This window comes from Allobosea sp. OAE752 (genome assembly GCF_050433265.1).
In the GTDB taxonomy this organism is placed as follows: Bacteria; Pseudomonadota; Alphaproteobacteria; order Rhizobiales; family Beijerinckiaceae; genus Allobosea; species Allobosea spartocytisi.
Genome location: NZ_JBNPXO010000002.1, coordinates 591148 through 605693, shown reverse-complemented (window position 1 = coordinate 605693; position 14546 = coordinate 591148). Strand labels below are relative to the sequence as shown.

The window sequence follows — 14546 nt, the reverse complement described above, 5'->3', positions numbered from 1 at the left end:
CGAATTCAGCGCCGCGACAGCGCCGCGAGTTCGCCCTGCACCCGCTCGCGCTCGGCGCTTCCGCAAGCATGCGGCGCCTTGTAGGAGCGCACCGCATAGCCCGCATTGGCCGCGACGAAGGCCGCCCGCTCCTGCCGGTCGAGCCGCGCGATGATGCGGCCGCGATCGACACGCAAGCCGCAATCATAGCCGCGCGAAACGGTCGCGGCGGCATATTCGACCGTGCCGGGAATCGGGCCGGCGCTCGTGCAGGCGGTGAGGCCGAGCAGGAGCGCTGCCGCGAGAGATGGTTTCGGAAGCATGCCCGTCTGGCCGGCTCAGGGTGAGTCGAACTGGCCGGCCCTGATTCGGGCCATGCGCTCCTTCAGCGCGGCGCGCTCCTCAGCCGCACAGGCTTGCGGCCGCGCATCCTGATTGACCATCTCGGCCTCGGAGACGGAGACATAGGCCGAGCGCGCCGCCGCGATCTGCTCAGGCGTGGCGCCACGTGCCGTCTCGGCCGCCAGGAAACGGTCCAGCGTCGAGCGCTGCGGCGAGCCGGCCTTGCAGGCGCTCGCCCGCGAGATCGTCGTCGCGAGGACCGAAGCGCGGCCGGCGCTGGTGTCGCCCCCGTCGGCGACGCAAGCGCCCAGCGGCAGCGCGAGGAAGCAGGCGAGCAGCAGGGCTCGCCCGACAGGCAGCGAAGGCATGGTGGTCAGCCGTTCTTCTCGGGCAGGTTGACGCGCAGATGCGCCTCGCGAAGCTGCTTCGGCGTCGCCTCGGCCGGTGCCCCCATCAGCAGGTCGACGGCCTGCTGGTTCATCGGGAACAGCGCGACCTCGCGCAGGTTCGTCGCGCGCGCCAACAGCATGATGATGCGGTCGACGCCCGCCGCCATGCCGCCATGCGGCGGAGCGCCGTACTGGAAGGCGCGATACATGCCGCCGAAGCGCTCGATCACCGTCTCCTCGCCATAGCCGGCGATCTCGAAGGCCTTCACCATCGCCTCGGGGCGGTGGTTGCGGATGCCGCCGGAGGCCAGCTCGAAGCCGTTGCAGGCGATGTCGTACTGGAACGCCTTGAGCGAGAGCGGGTCTTCCTCGGTCAGCGCCTTCAGGCCGCCCTGCGGCATCGAGAAGGGATTGTGCGAGAAATCGACCTTCTTCTCGTCCTCGTTATACTCGAACATCGGGAAATCGACGATCCAGGCGAAGGCGAAGACGTTCTCGTCGATCAGGTTGAGCTCCTGGCCGACCTTGTTCCGGGCGCTGCCGGCGAACTTGTAGAACTTGTCCGGATCGCCCGCGACGAAGAAGCAGGCGTCGCCGCCCTTCAGCCCCATCTGCTTGATGATTCCCGCGACGCGCTCAGGCCCGATGTTGTTGGCGATCGGCCCCTGGCCCTCGCCGTCTTCCTTGACCATCAGGTAGCCGAGGCCGGGCTGACCCTCGCCCTGCGCCCAGGAGTTCATCCGGTCGCAGAAGGCGCGCGAACCGCCGCCCGGAGCTGGAATCGCCCAGACGCGGTTCTTCTCGCCTTCCAGGATGCGCGCGAAGACCTTGAAGCCCGAGCCGCGGAAATGCTCGGAAACATCCTGCATCACCAGCGGGTTGCGCAGGTCCGGCTTGTCGGAGCCGTATTTGGCGATCGACTCGGCATAGGGAATGCGCGGCCAATTCTTCTGGACGGTGCGGCCCTCGGCGAATTCCTCGAACACGCCGGTAATGACCGGCTCCATCGTCGCGAACACGTCCTCCTGCTCGACGAAGCTCATCTCGACGTCGAGCTGGTAGAACTCGCCCGGCAGGCGGTCGGCGCGCGGGTCCTCGTCGCGGAAGCAGGGCGCGATCTGGAAATAGCGGTCGAAGCCCGCCATCATCAGGAGCTGCTTGTACTGCTGCGGCGCCTGCGGCAGCGCGTAGAACTTACCGGGGTGCAGGCGGCTCGGCACCAGGAAGTCGCGCGCGCCTTCCGGCGAGGACGCGGTCAGGATCGGCGTCTGGAACTCGGAGAAGCCGGAATCCTTCATGCGGCGGCGCATCGAGTCGATGACCTTGGTGCGCAGCATGATGTTGTTGTGCAGCTTCTCGCGACGCAGGTCGAGGAAGCGGTACTTGAGGCGGGTATCCTCTGGATATTCGAGATCGCCGAAGACCGGCAGCGGCAATTCGGCCGAGGGACCGAGCACCTCGATGCCTGTCGCGAAGACCTCGACCGCGCCGGTCGGCAGGTTGGCGTTCTCGGTGCCGGCGAGACGCGCCTTGACCTTGCCGTCGATGCGCACGACCCATTCCGAGCGCAGCGTCTCGGCGTCCGCGAAGGCCGGCGAATCCGGGTCGATCACGACCTGCGTCATGCCATAATGGTCGCGCAGGTCGATGAAGAGCACGCCGCCATGGTCGCGAATGCGATGGCACCAGCCGGAGAGACGGACATTCTGGCCGATGTCGCTGTCACGGAGCGCGCCGCAGGTGTGGGAACGGTAGCGATGCAAGGTCACGGTATCGGTCTTTCGGCAAAAGGCGCCGGGAACAGGCCGAAAGGGCCAGCGCACAGCTTTTCGGGGCTAACCACACGCGCGCGCCCGAAATGTCAAGAACGCCCGCGACATCCCGCATCGCTGTCTGCTATGAGCCGAAAGCCATGCATCTGATCACCGATACCGCCGAGCTCTCCGCAGCCTGTGACCGCCTTGCGGCTCATCCCTTCGTCACGGTGGACACCGAGTTCCTCCGCGAGACGACCTATTATCCGAAACTCTGCCTGATCCAGCTCGCCTCGCCGGATGAGGCAGTGCTGGTCGATCCGCTCGCGCCCGATCTCGATCTCGCCCCCTTCTTCGGGCTGATGGTCAACGAGGCCGTGGTGAAAGTCTTCCACGCCGCCCGCCAGGATCTGGAAATCGTCTGGCTGCTCGGGCGCGTGCTGCCGACACCGCTTTTCGACACCCAGGTCGCCGCCATGGTCTGCGGCTATGGCGACTCGGTCGGCTACGAGCAGCTCGCCAACGACCTCGCCAAGGCGCGCATCGACAAGTCCTCGCGCTTCACCGACTGGTCGCGCCGCCCTCTCACCGAGGCGCAGCTCTCCTATGCCGAATCGGACGTCACCCATCTGCGCCAGGTTTATCTCGCGCTGAAGGAGGATCTCGACGCCAGCGGCCGCGAGGCCTGGGTCGCCGAGGAGATGGCGGTTCTGAGCTCGCCCGCCACCTATGAGGTCAAACCAGAGAATGCCTGGCTGCGCCTCAAGGGCCGCATCCGCAAGCCGCGCGAGCTGCCGCTGCTGATGGAGATCGCCGCCTGGCGCGAGCGCGAGGCGCAGAGTCGCGACGTGCCGCGCCAGCGCGTGCTCAAGGACGACGCGCTGATGGACATCGTCCAGCGCGGCCCGCGCTCGGTCGAGGCTCTCGCGGAATTGCGCTCCGTGCCCAACGGTTTCGAGCGTTCGCGCAATGGCGGCGAGGTTCTCGCCGCGATCGAGCGCGCAGCCGCGATTGATCCGAAAGCCCTGCCCCGGCTGGAGCGCGAGCGTGGCCGGCCGACCAACGGCGCGGTGCTCGACCTGCTCAAGGTGCTGCTCAAGGCGACCGCCGACGCCGAGCGCGTCGCGCCCAAGATCATCGCCACGGCCGACGACCTCGAAGCCATCGCCTCCGACGAATTGTCGGACGTGCCGGCGCTGAAGGGCTGGCGGCGCGAGGTCTTCGGCGAGAAGGCGCTGGCGCTCAAGAACGGCCAGCTCAGCCTGCGCATTCAGCGCGGCCGGGTCGTGGTGGGCTAAAGCCCGGCTGAATCAAGCTCTGAGGAACCGCGTTCAGCCAATTGATCCGATACGTGATTGAGCGATGATTCACCCACCGCCATAGCTCTTCACCAGCGAGCCGGCGACCAACCCCCAGCCGTCGACCAGCACGAAGAAGATCAGCTTGAACGGCAGCGCCACCGTCACCGGCGGCAGCATCATCATGCCCACCGACATCAGGATCGAGGCGACCACGAGGTCGATGATCAGGAAGGGCACGAACAGCAGGAAGCCGATCTCGAAAGCCCGCCTGAGCTCCGAGATCATGAAGGCCGGCACCAGCACCTCGATGCCGATATCCTGCGGCGTCTGGGGGCGCGCGCCCTGCGACATGTCGAGGAAGAGCTGCAGATCCTTCTCGCGCACATGCTTCAGCATGAAGGTCCTGAAGGGCACGACGCCGCGGTTATAGGCTTCCTGCGGCTGGATCTGCCCGGCGACGAGCGGCTGCACGGCGGTCGTGTAGGCTTCCCGCAAGGTCGGCGCCATCACGAAGCCGGTCAGGAACAGCGCCAGCCCGATGATCACCGTGTTGGGCGGCGCCGTCTGCGTGCCCAGCGCCGAGCGCAGCAGCGACAGCACCACGACGATGCGCGTGAACGACGTCACCATGACCAGGATGGACGGCGCCAGCGACAGCACCGTGATCACGGCGATGAGCTGGAGCGCCCGCTCCGCTACGCCGCCGCCCTGCCCGAGATCGAGCGACAGCGTCTGCGGCATTGCCGGCGTCGCGACGAGGCCGAGCAGCAGCACCGCTGCCGTCAGGGATCGGCACAGGCGCCGCCGTCTTGCCGTGGCGAGGTAGGGTATCACGCGCGACCGTCGCTGCCGCCCGACTCAGACGATCGGGCGAGACGAAGCTAGCGGGCGGGCATCGGCAAGCAACCGCGGCGGACCGGCCCGCCGCAGGATCGGCGACATTCCTGTTGATGGCGGCGGCCAGGCTGTGCCGGCGCGCCGCGCCGCTCAGGATTTCGCCTTGGGATCGCGGCCGAGCAGCCGGGCGAACTCGGCCTCGATCGCATCGACCGAGAACGGATCGATCTCCTTCGCCGGCTCCGGCTCCTTGGCTGCCTCGGTCGGCTTCTGCGGCTCGGGGGCCTCGGCCTGTTTGGGCTGGGCAGGCTTGGGCTGGGCAGGCTCCGCGACGGTCACGGACGGTTCCGGCTCCACCGGTCCAACGACCGGCGCGGGCTTCTCGCTGCCGGTTTTTTCAGCGGCGGGCTTTTCAGCAGCGGGGCTCGCTTGCGGCGGCTTCGGCTCGGCATGCGTCGGCGGCACGCGCGCCGGCTTCAATCCGAGAGCAGCCTCGAGCTCAGCCTCCATGCTCGTCGCCACCGAAGCCGGGGTCGACGGCGCTGCGGGAGCATCCGGAGCCGGTTGAGCTTTCGCCGGCTCGGCCGGCTTGACCCGGTCCGCAGGCGCGAAGGGGCCGGCCGGCTTGGGCGGCTCCACGGTCCTGGGCGGCTCGACCGGCCTGGACGGCGAAGCGATCGGCTCCCGGCTCGCTCCCGGAACGACCGGCGCAGGCGCGGCGGGCTTGGGCGGCACCACGACCGCCTCTACCTGCGGCTCGGGCGGCAGATTCGCGGGCCGCACGGCCGAGAACGGACGCTTCAGCGCCGCCTCGAGCTGCTTCGTCATGTCGTCGAGTTCGTCGGCGCTCACGGCGGGCGCCGGCGCATGCTCGCGCGGGAAGCTCGGAGCCGGGCCGGTCGTCATCGGGGGCATGGGAGCCGGCGCCGGCGGAACCGGAGCGGGCGCAACCGGCGTGGGCGCAGCGGCAGCGCCGACCTCCTCGAGGCCGAGCGCGGCCGCGACGCCCGCGCTCGCTGCAGTGACGGCCTCGGCATGCGTCTGGGCGTGGCGGGTGGGCAACGGGGGCAGGACGTCGGGGCTGGCGGAAACCGCAGCACCGCGGCGAATCTCGTCACCGGCCCGCAAGGCAGGCTCGCTCGGCGGCACCAGCGTCTCGAAGGGCGGCAGCGGCCTGTCGGGCGCCGCGCCCTCGCTATAGGAGGGAGCCGTGGCGCGCGCGCCGCTGCGCAGGATATTGGTCTCGACGACGACGTCGGAGGCCCCGCCGAGCATGATGAGATGCTCGACATTGTCGCGGCGGATCAGCACGAGCTGGCGCTGCCGGTCGAGATCATAGGTATCGACGATGCCCAGCCGTGGCTGGCGCTGCCGACCGCCGGCCTGCCCGCGCATCCTGAGGCGCCCACCCTGTATCTGCCGAACGAACAGGCCGAGCAGGGCAAGAAGCACCAGGATGACCACGGAGGCGACGATCACCTTCTGTGCGGTCGTGAGTTCCAATCCGAACAAGCTCTGCAAGGTCTGCCTCTTCCGCGACGGCCGCCCTGGGCGGCAGAAGTTCCGCTCAAGGTTCAACACCTTGGCTATAGCATAACGCTTTCCTTAACGGGAAACATGGTGAACGCGTGGTTAACCGGTTATCCGAAAGACGATGCGTTTAACGCCTTCTTAACCATGAGCCCGGCAAGATTTGCCCAGTGAGGCGGCCATGCGGGCCCGCCCCTGCGAGGCGGCAGCCATGGCGAATGACGGCTTGAACATCGGCGGCGGCCTCATGCAGGCCCTCAAGCTGCGCATGCATTACCAGCAGTCGCGGCAAAAGGTGCTGTCCGAGAACGTCGCCAATGCCGACAGCCCGGGCTTCCGCCCCGTCGACCTGAAGCCGCCGGGCTTCGACCGGGGCGGCGTGGCGCTCGCCCGCACCAGCGCCGGACATATGAGCCTGACCGGCGGCAAGGGCGGCTTCGACAGCACCGGCGCCCCGCGCTTCGAGACGACCCCGAACGGCAACGCCGTCAACCTCGAGGACGAGATGATGAAGGTCGCCCAGAACCAGTCCGACTATCAGCTCGCCGCATCGCTCTACAGCAAGGGCCTCGGCCTGATGAAGATCGCGATCGGCAAGGGCCGCTGAAGCAGCGATCGCGGAGGGAGCATCTCATGGAACTGATGAAGAGCCTCGCCATCGCCGCCTCCGGCCTGCGCAGCCAGTCGGGGCGCATGCGCGTCATCGCCGAGAACATCGCCAACGCCGATTCCGGGCCGGAGCGCGCCGGCGCCGACCCCTATCGCCGCAAGGTGCCGAGCTTCCAGCGCCATTTCGACCGCGAGCTCGATGCCCAGACGGTCGCGCTCGGCCGCGTCCAGCGCGACCCCAGCGCCTTCCGCGTCAAGCACGAGCCCGGCAACCCGGCCGCCGACGCCAGCGGCAACGTGCAGATGCCGAACGTCAATTCGCTGGTCGAGATGGTCGACATGCGCGAGGCCCAGCGCAGCTACGAGGCCAACCTGAACCTGATCTCCTCCACCCGGCGGATGATCCAGCGCACCATCGACATCCTGCGCGCCTGAACAGCGCGCCTCCAGAAGGAGACTGAACCGCCATGGCTACACCGGGCTTCGCTGCAGGCGCCTATGCCTCGATCGGGGGATTGGGCGCCGGCAACCTGATGAAGAAACCCGCCGCCGGCATCGGCGGCGCGGAAGCGGGCGGCCCGGACTTCTCCGCGCTGCTCGGCAAGGCGCTCGACTCCACGGCCGAGGCCGGCCGCAAGGCCGACGTCCAGACGGCGAGCGTCGCCGCCGGCCGTGCCGACGTGGTCGATGTCGTCACGGCGGTGGCCGAAAGCGAGACCGCGATCGAGACGCTGGTGGCGGTGCGCGACCGCGTCATCGCGGCCTATGAAGACATCATGCGGATGCCGGTCTGACGGCGGGGACGGATCGAAACCATGACTTCCGGAGCCATCCTCGACATCGCCCGCGACGGCATCGTCGTCTTCCTCAAGGTCGGCGGCCCGCTGATGGCGGTCGCGCTGCTCGTCGGCCTCGTCGTCTCGCTGGTGCAGGCGCTGACCCAGATCCAGGAGCAGACGCTGGTCTTCGTCCCGAAGATTCTCGCCGTCTTCGCTTCGCTGCTCCTGCTTCTTCCGTTCATGGGAGACGCCCTGGCAGGTTATATGGGACGGGTCGCCGTCCGAATCGCCACGGGCGGATGAACCTGCCGCGGCTGCGCCCCACCCTCGCCGGTGGTGCCGTCCCGCGGCGTCAATTCCGGCGCGAGGATGACCGCGGCACGATGCAGATCGCGATCCTGCCCCAGATCGGCGCGCTGTTCGTGCTCGTCTTCGCGCGGGTCGGCACGCTGGTCATGCTCATGCCCGGCATCGGCGAGCGCTTCATCTTCTCGCGCGCCCGGCTCTCGCTCGCCTTTTTCATCGCGCTGATGATCCTGCCGATGGCGCGCCCCTCGCTGCAGATCCCGGAAACCCTCCCCGCCCTGGCCACGCTGCTGATCGGCGAATTGCTGATCGGGCTCGTCATCGGCGTCTGCGCCCGGCTGGTGATGGCAGCGCTCCAGACGGCCGGCACCATCGTCGCCCAGTCCATGGGCCTCGGCTTCGCCATGACGGTCGACCCCACCGGCGGCAACCAGAACCCCTCGATCGGCAACTTCCTGACGATGCTCGGCATCACGCTGATCCTGACCAGCGACCTGCACCACATCGCCATCGCCGCGATCCACGAGAGCTACCGCCTGCTGCCGCCCGGCGGTGCGCCGGATCTGACCGACGTGATGACGCTCGCCGTGCGCTCCACCGCCCAGGGCTTCGCGCTGGCGGTGCAGATCGCGGCGCCCTTCATCGTCTTCGGCCTGCTCTTCAATCTCGGGCTGGGCGTGCTGGCGCGGATGATGCCGCAGCTCCAGGTCTTCTTCCTCGCCGTGCCGGCCTCGATCTTCGGCGGCATGCTGATGCTGCTCGTCGTCCTCGGCGTGATGATGAGCGTCTTCATGAACGGGCTCGGCGTCTTCCTGCGCCAGTTCACCGGGGGCTAGCGCGGGATGGCGGACGACTCCGACAAGGAAGACAGGACAGAGGACCCGACCCAGCGAAAGCTGGACGAAGCCACGGAGAAAGGCGACGTCCCCAAATCGCAGGAGATCGGCACCTTCTTCGTGCTCTGCGGCTTCACGCTGTCGCTGCTGGTCGCTGCCGGCTGGTCGGCACGCGACGCCATGCTCTCGCTGCGCGGCTTCCTGATGAACGCCCATCAGGTTCCGCCCGACGGCGCCGCCTTCATGCAGGTGACGCGGCAAGGCGTGCTGACCGGCTTCATGGCGCTCGGCCTGCCCTTCGCCTTCATCCTCTGCGCGGGCCTGGCCGGCGCGTTCATCCAGCACAAGCTGCTCTGGACCTTCGAGCCGCTGATGCCGAAATTCGACCGCATCTCGCCGATGGCGGGCCTCAAGCGGCTGTTCGGCAAGGAGGCCTGGGTCAACTTCGCCAAGGGCCTCGCCAAGACGACGCTGATCGGCATCGTGATCTGGTACACGCTCTGGAACCAGCACGACCGGCTGGAAGCCTTCGCCGAGATGAACGTGTCCGCGCTGATGCCGGCGGCGCTTTCGCTGGCGATCCAGCTCATGGGCGCGGTGCTGGCGCTTTTCGCCGTCATCGCCATCGGCGACTTCGTCTGGCAGCGCTTCTCCTGGTACCAGCGCCAGAAGATGACGAAGGAGGAACTCAAGCAGGAGTTCAAGAACTCCGAGGGCAATCCCGAGATCAAGGCCAAGCTGCGCCAGATCCGCAGCCAGCGCGTGCGCAAGCGCATGATGGCGGCCGTGCCCAAGGCGACGGTCATCATCACCAACCCGACCCACTTCGCGGTGGCGCTGCAATACGAGCCCGGCATGGCCGCGCCGCTCTGCCTCGCCAAGGGCGTCGATGCCGTCGCGCTCAAGATCCGCGAGGTCGCGGGCGAGCACCACGTCCCGATCGTCGAGAATCCGCCGCTCGCCCGCGCGCTCCACGCGACGGTCGGCATCGACGAAGAAATTCCTGTCGAACACTATCAGGCTGTCGCCGAAGTCATCGGTTACGTCTTGCGCCTGAAGGGCCGCCGCGCCTAACTCGACAGCGGATGCGAATGAACCTAAGCCGCCAGTCTTCTCCCCGCCGGACGGGCACGGCAGCAAGGAAACGGACTTGACCGCAATGAGCGGAAGCACGGCCACCAGCGCGATCGATCGCTCCGACAAGCCGGGGCATATCGGCGTCATCCTGCTCGTCGCCGGCCTGCTCGTCGGCGCGGCGATCGCGCTTGGCTTCATCGCCAACGAATGGGCCCAGCCGCTGATCCTCGGCCTGCTCGCCATCCTCTCCGTCGTCGGCGTTTTCGGCCTCTTCGCCTATGCGATCGGCCTGATCCAGTTCTCCGGCCGCGCCGCGCGCAACGACCTCACCAAGACCATCGTCGACGGCGCCGATGACGGCATCGTCGTCACCGAGGGCGAGAACGACATCGTCTATGCCAACGAGGCCTATCTCGGCCTCGCGGGCGCAACCGGCGCCAACGATCTGAAGCCGGTCGGCCGGCTGCTCACCGGCCGCGCCGACGTCTCCGAAGCGATCTACCGGCTCGCCACCGCCGCGCGCGAGAACCGCCGCCTCGTCGAGGAGGTCCGGCTGGAACCCGCGCTCAACGGGCGCGGCGAGGTCGGCTGGTATCGCGTCCGCGTCGCGCCGGTGCGCCGCGAGACCTCGACCGCGACGCTCTGGACCGTCTCCGACGTCACCCCCGAGCGCGAGCGGCAGGAGAACGCCTTCCAGGAGCTCCAGCACGCCATCGACTATCTCGACCATGCGCCCGCCGGTTTCGTCTCGATCGACGCCGACGGCGAGGTCTCCTATCTCAACGCGACGCTGTCGGGCTGGCTCGATTTCGACCTCGCCCGCTTCGGCTCGGGCGGCCTGCATCTCGACGATATCTGCACGCCGGCCGCAGCCGCCCTTGTCCAGGCGATCCGCGGCCAGCCCGGCGATGTCCGGGTCGAAGTGCTCGATCTCGACCTCAAGCGCCGCAACGGCTCTCCCCTGCCGGTGCGCCTGCACCATCAGGTCGCCTTCGGTCAGGACGGACGCGCCGGCCCCTCGCGCACCCTGGTCCTCAACCGCGCCGCCGGCGAGGCCGGTGCCGATAGCCGCAGCGATGCCGAGGTCCGCTTCGCGCGCTTCTTCCACTCGACGCCGATGGCGATCGCCACCGTCGACAAGGCCGGCGCGATTCTGCGCTCCAACGCCGCCTTCGCCCGGCTGGTCCCGGCCGGCGTACAGGTCGTGACGATCCAGGATCTCGCCGCGCCGGGCTCCGGCCTGGACAAGGCGATGATCGAGACGATGGAGGGCGTTTCGGGGGCAAGCCCGCTCGACGTGACGCTCTCGGGCGAGGATGGCCGCTCGGCGAGGCTCTATCTCTCGCCCGTCGCCGCCTCCGAGGACGGCGATGGCGAGCGCGCCATCGTCTACGCGCTGGAGACCACCGCCGAGCGCAAGCTGCGCGACAACATGGACCAGGCCGGCAAGATGCAGGCCGTCGGCCAGCTGGCCGGCGGCATCGCGCACGACTTCAACAACGTGCTGCAGGTCATCATCAACGCCTCCGAGTTCCTGCTCGCCAGCCACCGGCCGACCGACCCGTCCTTCCCGGACATCATGCAGATCAAGCAGAATGCCTACCGCGCCGCGGCGCTGGTGCGGCAGCTGCTCGCGTTCTCGCGCCGCCAGACCCTGCGTCCGCAGGTGCTGGAGCTCGGAGAAGTGCTCTCGGATCTCTCGCTGATGCTGAAGCGGGTCGTCGCCGACAAGGTCACGCTCGACGTCCGCCAGGGCCGCGATCTCTGGCCGGTCAAGGCCGATCTCGGCCAGCTCGAGCAGGTCATCGTCAACCTCGCCGTCAATGCCCGCGACGCCATGCCCGATGGCGGCAAGCTGACTGTGCGCACCCGCAACGTCGCCCGCGAGGATTGCGTGAGCTTCGGCCACGAGGCGCTGCCGATCGACGATTACGTGCTGCTCGAGGTCGAGGACAGCGGCACCGGCATCCCGCAGGAGCATCTCGACAAGATCTTCGAGCCCTTCTTCACCACCAAGGAGGTCGGCAAGGGCACGGGCCTGGGCCTCTCCATGGTCTACGGCATCGTCAAGCAGACGGGAGGCTATGTCTTCGTCGACTCCACCGTCGGCAAGGGCACGGCCTTCCAGATCTTCCTGCCGCGCCATGTCCCGAGCGAGGAGGAGATCGCCGCCGAAGCCGCCGCCAAGGAGGCACCGAAGAAGCTCGCCGCCGACCACACCGGCGCCGGCGTCATCCTGCTGGTCGAGGACGAGGACGCGGTGCGTGCGCTCAACGCCCGCATGCTGGTCTCGCGCGGCTATACCGTCCACGAGGCCGCCTCGGGCGTCGAGGCGCTCGACATCTTCCTGCAGAAGGACGGCAACATCGACCTCGTCGTTTCCGATGTCGTGATGCCGGAAATGGACGGCCCGACCCTGCTCGGCGAATTGCGCCAGCGCAATCCAAACACCAAGGTCGTCTTCGTCTCCGGCTATGCCGAGGAAGCCTTCCGCAAGAACCTGCCCGAGGGCGAGAGCTTCCACTTCCTGCCCAAGCCCTTCACCATGAAGCAGCTCGTCGAGACGGTGAAGGCGGCGATGGGCTGATCGGGCCCGACCGCGGCGCGGATGAATCTCGATTCACCCAACGGATTTTATGCTCCGATCAGACGGCGTGGTTCGTCTTAAACCCACAGTCGGCACGGAGCATCGTTTCGATGGTGCCTAGCCCGTCAGGGACGGGCGCCCGGGGGCAGCGGCGGCTCCGCATTGAGCAGCGTGATCGTCACCCGTCGGTTCGGCGGGATGTAGGGATTCTCGACGAAAAGCGGCTCGGTGTCGGCGCGTCCCACCACGGACGTGAAGCGGTTGCTGGGAAGCCCGGCACCCGACAGGATCTCACGCACGGCGAGCGCGCGCCCGGCGGTGAGGCTCCAGGAATCGACGGCCGGCACCGCGCCCGGGCTCGTGGCGGCCGTGTGGCCGGCGACAGACAGTTGGTTGGGCATCCGGCGCAGGGTGGGCGCGAGCGCCTCCAGCACGAGACGGGTGTGCTGGTAGGGCTGGACCGAGCCCTCGGGGAACATGGCGCGGCCGTTCTCATCCACGAGGGAAACGTTCAACCCCTCCTTGGTCGGCTCGATCACGATGTTGCGCGACAGCTCGGCAATTTCGGGCATGCTCTGGATCGCCTGCCGAAGGCTGGCGATGGCGCTGTAATTGGCTTGCACGCCGGCAGACGGGCGGTTCGCCTCGCGGTCGCTGGCGTGGCCCGAATTGGTCGGACGCGCTTTGTCGTCCTGCCCGGTCGTACCCCTCGCGGCGTCGCGGGGCACCGACGACCTGTTGCCGGCCTTGTCCAGGGCACTGCCCATCAGGACGCTGCCAGCGCCACTGGTTGAAAGACTCGCAGCCGCTGGCGCGAAGTATTCCGCCAGGCCGATCTTCTGCTCCTGCGTCGTCATGCTGATCAGCCACATCAGCAGGAAGAACGCCATCATGGCGGTCACGAAGTCCGCATAAGCGATCTTCCAGGCGCCGCCATGATGCGCATGAGCGGCCTTCTTGACCTTCTTGATGATGATCGGCTGGACGGGCTTGGTCATCGAGTGCCTGCTGGAGATTGTGTCAGATCTAGGCGGGCAGGCCGGCGGTCGCCGCTTCCACTTCGCTGAAGGTCGGGCGGACGTCGCTCATCAGAGCCTTGCGGGCAAATTCGACCGCCATCACCGGCGGCTGGCCGGCGATATGGGCGAGCAGACCCGCCTTGAGCGAAAGGTAGTATTTGGCTTCCGCCTCATAGATGCCCTTGAGCGACTGCGCCATGGGCCCGAAGAAGCCGTAGGCGACGAAGACGCCGAAGAAGGTGCCGACGAGCGCGCCGCCGATCAGATGTCCCAGCACCTCCGGCGGCTCGGTGATCGCCCCCATCGTCTTGATCACCCCGAGCACGGCGGCGACGATGCCGAGCGCCGGAGTTCCGTCGGCAAGCGACTGCATGGCCGCAACGACACGCTCCTGCTCCTGGTGGTGCGTCTCCAGTTCCTCGTCCATGAGAGCGTCCATCTCGTGGACGTTGTTGGCGCCCATCGTCAACATGCGCATGTAGTCGCAGACGAACTCGACCGCGTGATGGTTCGCCGCAAAAGTCGGGAAGGCGTTGAACAGCGTCGATTCGCTCGGATTTTCAATGTGCTGCTCGACCGCGAGCATGCCCTTCTGCTTCACGAGCTTGTACAAGGAATACTGCATCCCCAGCAGTTCGACGTAGCATTCCTGCTTGTACTTGGCGCCCTTCATGAGCGAGCCGAGCATGGCGGGCACGGCCTTGAGCACCGGCGCGGGGTTGCCGATGACGAAGGCACCGATCGCTGCACCGAGGATGATGACAAACTCGAAGGGCTGCCAGAGGACCTCGAGGTGGCCGCCCATCGCCGCGTAGCTACCGAAGACGCAGACGAAGACGATGATTGTGCCGACGATCAGCCGCATGGTTTGCCACCCTCGCGCCGCAGCAGGTACAGCCCGCGCGAAGCCACTCACTGGTCCGAGGAAATGCCCGATCAAGGTTAAGGGCGAGTTTATGGCCAGTGGCCCGCAGGCTTGTAAGCGTCGTCCTCCGGCCACGGCTTCGAGGCTTGGGCGGCAGGAGCGAGAAGCGACCGGATCCGGGCGATCTCCCAATGTCCGGTTGCCGCGCGGATCGCCCATTTGTCCCCTTGGTCAGAGCGGGCTCATGACATCTCCTGTCACCATACCCGCAACGGGAACAAAAAAAGAACTTGCCGACAGGAACAAAGCGTGACCATTCTCCTGTCAAGACGCATT

15 protein-coding genes are annotated in these 14546 nt (G+C 67.5%); 8 read left to right on the top strand and 7 right to left on the bottom strand.

From position 1 onward, the window contains the following. Positions 1-5: 5 nt before the first annotated feature. Genes GGC47_RS07780 through aspS form a run of 3 tightly spaced genes read right to left on the bottom strand, consistent with a single transcriptional unit; the run spans position 6 to position 2473 of the window. Positions 6-302: a hypothetical protein gene (locus GGC47_RS07780; protein ID WP_113254699.1), complete on the bottom strand. Its 297-nt coding sequence runs from the start codon at positions 300-302 to the stop codon at positions 6-8. Positions 303-317: 15 nt separating this feature from the next. Then, positions 318-689: a hypothetical protein gene (locus GGC47_RS07775; RefSeq protein ID WP_038358637.1), complete on the bottom strand. Its 372-nt coding sequence runs from the start codon at positions 687-689 to the stop codon at positions 318-320. A gap of 5 nt (positions 690-694) precedes the next feature. Beyond that, positions 695-2473, bottom strand: coding sequence for an aspartate--tRNA ligase (aspS, locus tag GGC47_RS07770; protein ID WP_142021920.1), 1779 nt, complete (start codon positions 2471-2473; stop codon positions 695-697). Positions 2474-2622: 149 nt separating this feature from the next. Here aspS and rnd point away from each other — a divergent pair, with 149 nt between their 5' ends. Beyond that, complete coding sequence (gene rnd, locus GGC47_RS07765; protein WP_142021879.1) at positions 2623-3762, top strand: ribonuclease D; 1140 nt, start codon at positions 2623-2625, stop codon at positions 3760-3762. Between the two features lie 69 nt (positions 3763-3831). Here rnd and fliP read toward each other — a convergent pair whose 3' ends face one another. Both fliP and GGC47_RS07755 read right to left on the bottom strand, forming a co-directional pair. Next, positions 3832-4599, bottom strand: coding sequence for a flagellar type III secretion system pore protein FliP (gene fliP, locus GGC47_RS07760; protein WP_370956101.1), 768 nt, complete (start codon positions 4597-4599; stop codon positions 3832-3834). A 153-nt stretch (positions 4600-4752) separates the two neighbouring features. Further along, a complete protein-coding gene (locus tag GGC47_RS07755) occupies positions 4753-6123 on the bottom strand; it encodes a hypothetical protein (protein WP_429067553.1) in 1371 nt (456 codons plus the stop codon). Positions 6124-6343: 220 nt separating this feature from the next. Here GGC47_RS07755 and GGC47_RS07750 point away from each other — a divergent pair, with 220 nt between their 5' ends. The 7 genes from GGC47_RS07750 (at position 6344) to cckA (ending at position 12326) form a co-directional block, all read left to right on the top strand. Beyond that, entirely contained in the window at positions 6344-6739 is a 396-nt protein-coding gene (locus GGC47_RS07750; RefSeq protein WP_038358641.1) for a flagellar basal body rod protein FlgB, read from the top strand. Positions 6740-6765: 26 nt separating this feature from the next. Next, positions 6766-7176, top strand: a complete 411-nt coding sequence (gene flgC / locus GGC47_RS07745) for a flagellar basal body rod protein FlgC (protein ID WP_038358643.1) — start codon at positions 6766-6768, stop codon at positions 7174-7176. 32 nt (positions 7177-7208) lie between these two features. Next, positions 7209-7535: a flagellar hook-basal body complex protein FliE gene (fliE, locus tag GGC47_RS07740; protein WP_038358645.1), complete on the top strand. Its 327-nt coding sequence runs from the start codon at positions 7209-7211 to the stop codon at positions 7533-7535. Between the two features lie 21 nt (positions 7536-7556). Continuing rightward, the gene (fliQ, locus tag GGC47_RS07735; protein ID WP_038358647.1) at positions 7557-7823 is read left to right on the top strand and encodes a flagellar biosynthesis protein FliQ; all 267 of its coding nucleotides are present in this window, start codon (positions 7557-7559) and stop codon (positions 7821-7823) included. An 80-nt stretch (positions 7824-7903) separates the two neighbouring features. Next, positions 7904-8662 carry a flagellar biosynthetic protein FliR gene (gene fliR, locus GGC47_RS07730; protein ID WP_038359952.1) on the top strand — a complete coding sequence of 253 codons (759 nt, stop codon included), beginning with the start codon at positions 7904-7906 and terminating at the stop codon, positions 8660-8662. A gap of 6 nt (positions 8663-8668) precedes the next feature. Further along, on the top strand, positions 8669-9736 hold the full coding sequence (gene flhB / locus GGC47_RS07725) for a flagellar biosynthesis protein FlhB (RefSeq protein WP_038358649.1): 1068 nt from the start codon (positions 8669-8671) through the stop codon (positions 9734-9736). A gap of 85 nt (positions 9737-9821) precedes the next feature. After that, a complete protein-coding gene (gene cckA / locus GGC47_RS07720) occupies positions 9822-12326 on the top strand; it encodes a cell cycle histidine kinase CckA (RefSeq protein WP_133563259.1) in 2505 nt (834 codons plus the stop codon). Between the two features lie 125 nt (positions 12327-12451). Here the strand turns inward: cckA and GGC47_RS07715 are convergent, their stop codons facing one another. Both GGC47_RS07715 and motA read right to left on the bottom strand, forming a co-directional pair. Then, entirely contained in the window at positions 12452-13324 is an 873-nt protein-coding gene (locus GGC47_RS07715) for a flagellar motor protein MotB (RefSeq protein ID WP_133563257.1), read from the bottom strand. A gap of 28 nt (positions 13325-13352) precedes the next feature. Continuing rightward, complete coding sequence (gene motA / locus GGC47_RS07710; protein WP_260368348.1) at positions 13353-14429, bottom strand: flagellar motor stator protein MotA; 1077 nt, start codon at positions 14427-14429, stop codon at positions 13353-13355. Between the last annotated feature and the right edge of the window lie 117 nt (positions 14430-14546).